The organism is Kitasatospora sp. NPDC006697 (assembly GCF_042869935.1).
GTDB lineage: Bacteria > Actinomycetota > Actinomycetes > Streptomycetales > Streptomycetaceae > Kitasatospora.
The window spans coordinates 109,334-115,668 of record NZ_JBIAGU010000032.1 but is presented as its reverse complement, the minus strand read 5'-3'; the positions used below and the strand labels follow the sequence as shown (position 1 = coordinate 115,668).

At 71.7% G+C, this 6,335-nt stretch carries 7 protein-coding genes; 1 reads left to right on the top strand and 6 read right to left on the bottom strand.

The annotated features are described in order from the left end of the window. Nucleotides 1-897: 897 nt before the first annotated feature. A complete protein-coding gene (locus tag ACFYNO_RS33250) occupies nucleotides 898-1,335 on the bottom strand; it encodes a hypothetical protein (RefSeq protein ID WP_388021220.1) in 438 nt (145 codons plus the stop codon). Between the two features lie 105 nt (nucleotides 1,336-1,440). Then, nucleotides 1,441-2,667 carry a hypothetical protein gene (locus ACFYNO_RS33245; RefSeq protein ID WP_388021218.1) on the bottom strand — a complete coding sequence of 409 codons (1,227 nt, stop codon included), beginning with the start codon at nucleotides 2,665-2,667 and terminating at the stop codon, nucleotides 1,441-1,443. Between the two features lie 242 nt (nucleotides 2,668-2,909). Between ACFYNO_RS33245 and ACFYNO_RS33240 the strand changes: the two genes are divergently transcribed. Beyond that, the gene (locus ACFYNO_RS33240) at nucleotides 2,910-3,080 is read left to right on the top strand and encodes a hypothetical protein (RefSeq protein ID WP_388021216.1); all 171 of its coding nucleotides are present in this window, start codon (nucleotides 2,910-2,912) and stop codon (nucleotides 3,078-3,080) included. A gap of 156 nt (nucleotides 3,081-3,236) precedes the next feature. Here ACFYNO_RS33240 and ACFYNO_RS33235 read toward each other — a convergent pair whose 3' ends face one another. From ACFYNO_RS33235 to ACFYNO_RS33220, 4 genes are all read right to left on the bottom strand, one after another. Continuing rightward, nucleotides 3,237-4,985, bottom strand: a complete 1,749-nt coding sequence (locus ACFYNO_RS33235) for a replication-relaxation family protein (protein ID WP_388021214.1) — start codon at nucleotides 4,983-4,985, stop codon at nucleotides 3,237-3,239. Nucleotides 4,986-5,339: 354 nt separating this feature from the next. Continuing rightward, complete coding sequence (locus ACFYNO_RS33230; protein WP_388021212.1) at nucleotides 5,340-5,555, bottom strand: hypothetical protein; 216 nt, start codon at nucleotides 5,553-5,555, stop codon at nucleotides 5,340-5,342. A gap of 2 nt (nucleotides 5,556-5,557) precedes the next feature. Then, complete coding sequence (locus ACFYNO_RS33225; RefSeq protein WP_388021210.1) at nucleotides 5,558-5,725, bottom strand: hypothetical protein; 168 nt, start codon at nucleotides 5,723-5,725, stop codon at nucleotides 5,558-5,560. Between the two features lie 177 nt (nucleotides 5,726-5,902). Continuing rightward, on the bottom strand, nucleotides 5,903-6,307 hold the full coding sequence (locus tag ACFYNO_RS33220) for a hypothetical protein (protein WP_388021208.1): 405 nt from the start codon (nucleotides 6,305-6,307) through the stop codon (nucleotides 5,903-5,905). Nucleotides 6,308-6,335 lie beyond the last annotated feature (28 nt).

Genomic DNA, 6,335 nt, shown 5'->3' with positions numbered 1-6,335 from the left:
CCTTCGCTTCGTGGCCGCACCGGGCGCAGCGCTTCGCGCTGCGCTGGTCCCGCTCCGCGTGACCGCGGGGGTTCGCTTCGCTCGCCCCCGCTCCTTCGCCGCTTCGCGGCTCGGCCGGCCTTCGGCCGGTTGCTGGTTCCGCTTCGCTTCACCAGGGGGCATGACCTTCGGTCATGCGGGCCGCGCCCTCCTCCGCTTCGCTCCGTCGGATGCGGCCTGGCCCCTTCGCTTCGCTGCGGGGCGGCTAGCTGGGAGAGGGGCGGCTGGGGGGGCGTGTCGGGTTTCCGGTCGCTTCAGCCACTGGTCTGTATCTGTAGCTGTTGTAAGTGCTGGACCGGTGCGGAAGCCTGATCCTGCTGCGGCCTCTCGGTCTGTATCACTTCTTGTCTGTCTTCGATTCCCGCCTCATGGCTTCCCCTGATTTTGACTCAACTTGCTTGTTTTGCAATTGAGTTGAACATCAACCAGGTTCTGTTGCATGCCTGAGAGTACATCACCACATGACCCGTCGGGAGGTTCTGACTGCTTGGCCTCGGTGCGCTGGACGGCCTCGGAGTGCAGTGGTAGCGGCTTAGGCGGTCAGTCAGCGCGTTGGCGGGCCGGGGCCGGGGTGGGGCGGCGCGGGTGCGCTGCGGGGCGGCTGACGGGCCGCCAGGGGCGCTTGCGGGGTGGGTCGGCGGTTGGGGTGTTGCTCCGCGTGCGGCAGCCGGATGCGCCACCAGGGGTCGTCCAGTTTTCCCGGCCTTGGCGAGTCGGCACTCGCGGTTGGTGGGCAGGGGCAGGATGAGCGGCCAGCCGTAGTTGAGGCAGCGGTGGCTTGTCGCGGTCCGGGCACCCAGCCGGTCGGGCTGGTAGGGCCTGTGACGGTGTCTGCCCGTGCGTGGCCGGGTGCTGCTGTCAGTCGGCGTGGGCGAAAACCGGTTGTGCGGCCAGGAGGAGTGTCTGGGTGGTTTTGTCGGAGTCGAGGGTCAGCGTCACCTGGTAGTCGAAGATGTGGGCCTTCGTGATGTCGTTCCACGTCGTCCCCGGGCAGAACGTATCGACCAGCCCGGTGCCGTTTCCCGGGGCTCGGGTGGCGTGTCCGACGACGGTGCCGTTCTTGGTCAGGTAGGCGTTGAGATGTCCGGCGGGCGTGTGCCCTCGGTATCCGAGCTTGAGGGTGTTGCCCGGGCCGAACCAGACTCCGGAGAGCTGGAGTTGGCCGTCATCGCTTGCGCCGGAGACCTGCTGGCCGCATGCCTGCGGTTTGACCGCCGCGGATGGCTGCTGATCGCAGCCGGTGGCCAGCAGTGCCGCGATGAGCAGAGCGGCGGCGTGGGTGTGCTTTGGTTTCATGCGTGTGGGACGTCCGGGTGAGGGGTGCGGTTCCACCGTGGTTCCTCGAAGTGGTGCACCGCCCGGGGGTTCCGCATCGACGGCGCCCCCGGGCGGTGGGTGCTGTCAGGTGTGCGGGTTGAGGCTGACGCCGTAGGCGTTGAGGATGTCCGGTGCTTCCGTCCACAGCAGGGTGCCGTAGCCGAAGTCCGCGGAGACGATACCGCGGGCCTGGCGGGAGGTGGAGCCGCTGACGGTGAACACGAGGGCGCCGGAATCGCCGTGCTCGGAAGCCCAGCCGTTCTTCTTGCCCTCCACGCCGCGTACGGTCACGGTGGTGCCGTCGTCCCAGGTGAGGAAGTAGCTGATGTCCTGGTTGCTCACGGTGATGCCGCAGGGGACGCCGTAGCCGTCGTAGTAGGACCTGGCACCGTCCTGGCAGACGGACTCGCCGTTGTAGGAGTAGGCGTCGGAGGTGACGGCGTACCAACGGCCGTCGGGCTGGTCCGCCTCGTCGGAGTTCGTCCCGCTGCCGTACTGGCCACCGGTGGCGATGATCTGCGCGTCCCACTTGGGCAGGTCCAGGCCCCCGATCCAGCCGACATAGGTGCCGTGGTTGTAGTTCCAGGTGCCCACGGGGTCGCCCTCACCGAAGATCTGGGCGTTGCTCGAGGTCTGGAAGCAGTGGTCGGCGGTGATGAGGTAGTCGTTGCCGCTCTGGTCCTCGACGGCCATGCCCGCGGTGCACTGTGTCGAGTAGCCGGCCCGGTGGGAGGGGCCGATCAGCACGTCGCCGCCGATGAAGGGGGCGCCGTCGTTCCAGCGCCAGCCGTCGCCCGACGCCGCGGCGGCGCCGGCCGTCACGGTGGCCGGGATGTCGTTGCCCGCCAGGAGCGCCTGGACGCGGTCGACGGCTGCGGGTGCCGCCTGGACCTGGATGCCGGAGCCGTCAGGGGCCTCGGCGGCGGAGTAGATCAGCGGTTGGGCGCCCTTGGCGGGCTTGTTCGCCTTCATGATCTTGTCGATAGAGGCGTCGACCTGCTTCTTCGTGTACTTGGCCGACACGTACTTGATCTTCGTGGTGTCGATGTCGGCGTGCGCGCCCTTCGCCGCCGCCGCCATGGCCTTCCCGCGCCCGGCGTCGGTGGCGTAGACGACGACCTGGTCGTTCGCCTCGTCCACGTACAGGTTGCTGTAGCTGTCGCCGTAGGCCGTACGCCCCTGCTCGTCGATGGAAGCGGCCAAGTCGTGGAGGGCCTTGCGGGCCTGGCCCTGCGCAACGGTGGCGGCATCGGTGGTGGCCAGACCCCCGCTACCCTTGGCGAACGCCTCGGGCGCAGCAGTGGCGAACACAAGGGACAGGGCCGCGGCACCTGTCAGCAGACCTGTGCGAATGTTGCGACTCACGCCGACGATCCTCCGAAGTCTTGTGGCAACTGACGGTGACTGACCATATGAGGCAATGAAGATTGAATGATGATCTTCACCATCTTTCGGCCATGGACAGTGGACCCCGTCCTACATGCGGTTTTTGGTGAACGGCCGTGAATACCCGCCGCACACCGCCCACCACTGCCACATCCGAGGCATCGATCTTGACCGGATCACACCCGGCGCACCGCGGTCCCGGCGCCGGCGGCGAGGAGGAGGCGGAGCCCGTCACCGTGTCGCCGGGCACCTTCTTGAACAACACGAAGGCGCGGCAGGCGAAGCTGACGCCGGGCCGGCTCGCCCAGCTCGCCGAGCACGGCGTCCAGTGGGCCTGAGCGAGCGAACGGTCTGGGCGGCCCGTCAGCGCTTTGGCGGGCCGGGGCCGGGGCCGGGGCTGGGGCGGCGCGGGTGGGCTGCGGGGCGGCTGACGGGCCGCCAGGGAGCGTTGGCGGCCGGTCCTGGGCGGGGTGGCCTGGGCCGGCCGCCAGGGGTCAGCTGGGGCCTTTGCCGCGGTCGCGGGCTTCCTTGGGCCAGCGTTCGGCGTGCAGGAGGCGCACGGTCCACCAGGGGTCGTCGTCGGGCGGGCCGTGCTTGGCGGCCCGGCGGACCTGGCGGGGTGCGGGCAGGTCCAGCAGGATCGGCCGACGCCCGTGGTTGCTGCGCTCGCTGGCGCAGGGCGGGCATTCCAGCCGGTCCGCCTCGGCCGGCTCGTCCAGCTCGGTGCGGGAGCCGTGGGGACCGCCGAGCGGGCCGTGGCAGGTGTAGCAGGGGTGGAGGGCGTCGTTGTGGGCGCGGGCGGCCAGCAGTTGGCGGCGGGCGCGGTCCTTGCGGGCCTGCTCCTCGCAGTCGGTGCAGAGCCGGGTGCCGTCGCTGGCGTGGGGCCGGTACCGGAACTCGTCCTCCCGGCGGTTGCAGCCGGGGCAGCGGGTGGCTTCCAGGCGCTGGTGCTCCTGTTCCTGGGCGGCCTTCTTCTCGGCGGCGATGCGCTCGCGGGTGGCGGCGATGTAGTCGGTGTTGGCGAGCGCGTCGGTGAGGGTCTGCCAGTTGGTGCTGCCGTAGCGCCACCAGATGGCGGCGTGCGGTCCTTTGGCCTTGAGGTCGTCGAGGTGGCAGGCCAGCAGCGGGATCTTGTCGGTGAAGTCGAAGGCGCGCCGGGGCTCCCAGTGCTGGGCGGCCAGGTCGTGGATCGCGTCGATGGTGTTGTCGATCGCCCTGGGGCCGGCGCCGCCCAGGACCAGGGCGATCGGCGGCAGGGTTCCGGCCGGGGCGGTCGGGTAGGTGCGGCGCCAGGAGGGCAGTTGCTTGGCCCGGGAGGGGTGGCCCTCGTGGTTCGGGTCCTTGTAGGTCTGGGCGAAGTACTCGGCGTAGCCGTCGATCTTGCGGGCGATCTTCAGGTTGGTGCCGTTGTGGAGGTCGACCTCCACCAGGAGCACCGGCACGCCGTCGGCCGGGGCGATCAGCACCGCGTCGGCGATCTGCTGGCGGCCTCCGGGCAGCGGGTGGGACGCCTCGGTGGTCCAGTCCGAAATCACCCCGATGCCGCCGCCCGGGGTGTTCGCGCCGGTGAACGCGACGATGGTGTCGTTGACCGCCATCGCGTGCGGGGCGCCGGTGCCGCGGCCCAGGGAGCGGGCGCGGTTGCCCATCTTCCGCCCGACCGGCAGCGTGGCCGCCGCCGCGTCCAGCCCGAGTTCGGTCAGACCCCAGATCTTGGCGTTGGAGCCTTTCGGGGCCGTCGGCCGGGCCCGCTTGCCCCCGGCGGCGGCCCGCTCGGCCCTGGCCTGGGCCAGCGACTTCTTCTTCCCGCCGGCCCCCTCCTCCTCGTCGTCCGGGCCGCCGAGCGAACCGCGCTGCTCGGCCAGCCGGCTCTCCTTGAGCGCCATGTCCCGCAGCGCACTGGCCACGGTGTTCGGGTGCTCGTGGTGCGGGGCGGCCAGCTGCCACACCTGCTTCACCGTCGCCGCTTTCAGCACACCGAGCACCTGGAGAATGTCCCGGCGCAGCGGGCCGGTGGAGCCGTTCGGGTAGGCCTTCGCCCGCACGAACGCCGTCCGCTTCTTGCCCGTCCGCTCGGCCGCCGGCCGCTCGTCGTCGTCGCCCTGGCCGTCCAGCTCGTCCGGCTCACTGTCCTGGCCGCCGCCGTCCTCGTCCTGGCTGTCCAGCTCCCGGCCGCCGCCGTCGCCGTCCTCGCCGCCGGGCTCCCACTGTCCGCCCTCGTCCTCGTCCTGACTCCCGCTCACCCTGCCGCTCCCTGCTACTCGCTCGTCCCCGGCCCGGCCCGCTCTCCCGGGGCCGCCGCCCGCAGCGGCACCACGGCGCGGGTCCGCCCGGCCGGCCCCGGCCCGGCCCGCGTGGTCCGGAGCGCCGCCGCCGGGACCCCGTGCCCTTCCTCCCGCACCGATCAAACAGCACAGGAAGAGGGGGCAAAGGGGTCGCCGGGATTTCCGGAGGGCCCCAATCGGCGCCCTGACCTGCGGAAACGGCCGAGATCCCGGGAAAGTTCCTGGTCGGGGAACAGGTCGGGGATTCAGTCGGGGAACTGGTCGGGGAAAGAGAGCAGCCCGAAAACCTTGATGCTGCCGGCCCCGTGGGGTTCAGCCGGGGCGCTCCCAGGACCACACCCAGCCGCGCTCCCGCTTTGCGGCGGCCCGGCGCTCGTCGCCGCGCTGCCGCGCCTGCTCCATCTCGGCCTGGACCTCGGGAAGGTCGTAGACGGCACGGCGCAGCCGGTGCGGGGTCAGGCCGGCTCTGCGGGCGATCGGGCCGTGCGGCTGCCGGTGGCGGTGGCGGTGGACCAGTTCGACCGCCACCTTCAGGATCTCGTCGCCCGGTCCGGGTGGCGGGCGGTCAGGCGGTCCAGGCGGCGCAGCAGCCGGCCGACGTCGACGTCCTGGTCCCCGCCGCCGTCGGCCGCCGGGTGCGGTTCGGGGTGGTCGGGCGGGAGGTGGCCGGACCTGACCCAGGCTGCCCGACCGGGCATGAGGGCCGGGGCCGGGCGTGGGCCTGGCCCCGCCCTCAGGCCCGGTCGGGCGGTCTGCACGCCCCTGAGCCGCTGCGGCGGGACTCCCCGACGCGCACGGTGGGGCGAAGATGCAAGAGCTGTCACGAACCCCGCCCTGCAGGCGGCGGCGCAGCCGGCGCGGTGCCGGTCGGCCCGTCAGGCCGCCTGCGCTGCGGCCAGTTCCTCGGCCCCGTCGACCAAGACCACCACCCGCTCCGCGCTGCCCGGCTCGTTGCGGCGGATCACGACCTGCAGGCGGGGCACAAGCGATCGCAGCTTCTCCTCCACAGGCCAGCGCCGCCCGTCGGCAGCGGCCTGAACAAGCAGCGGGTGGTCGAGCACCGCAGCGGCAGCCGCGGCGTAGGCGGCGCGCAGCTCGTGCCAGCGCTCCGTCTCCTGCGGCGTCCAGGTGCGCCGCTCGACGATCTGCTCCGGGTCCGGGTAGGCGGTCCGGTAGCCGACCTCGACCGTGGCGACGTGGAGGTCGAGGTCGCGGCGGGCACTCATCCGCCGCTCCTCAAGGGCCAGCAGGTCGTCGGGGATGTCGGGCAGGTCGGCCATCGTCAGGTCTCCTCGCGGGTCTTGGTCG

Excerpts from the sequence above, each read along its gene's own strand:
- ACFYNO_RS33250 (WP_388021220.1), bottom strand. The coding sequence starts at position 1,335 with ATGAAACCAAAGCACACCCACGCCGCCGCTCTGCTCATCGCGGCACTG.
- ACFYNO_RS33225 (WP_388021210.1), bottom strand. The coding sequence starts at position 5,725 with ATGCCCGGTCGGGCAGCCTGGGTCAGGTCCGGCCACCTCCCGCCCGAC.
- ACFYNO_RS33220 (WP_388021208.1), bottom strand. The coding sequence starts at position 6,307 with ATGGCCGACCTGCCCGACATCCCCGACGACCTGCTGGCCCTTGAGGAG.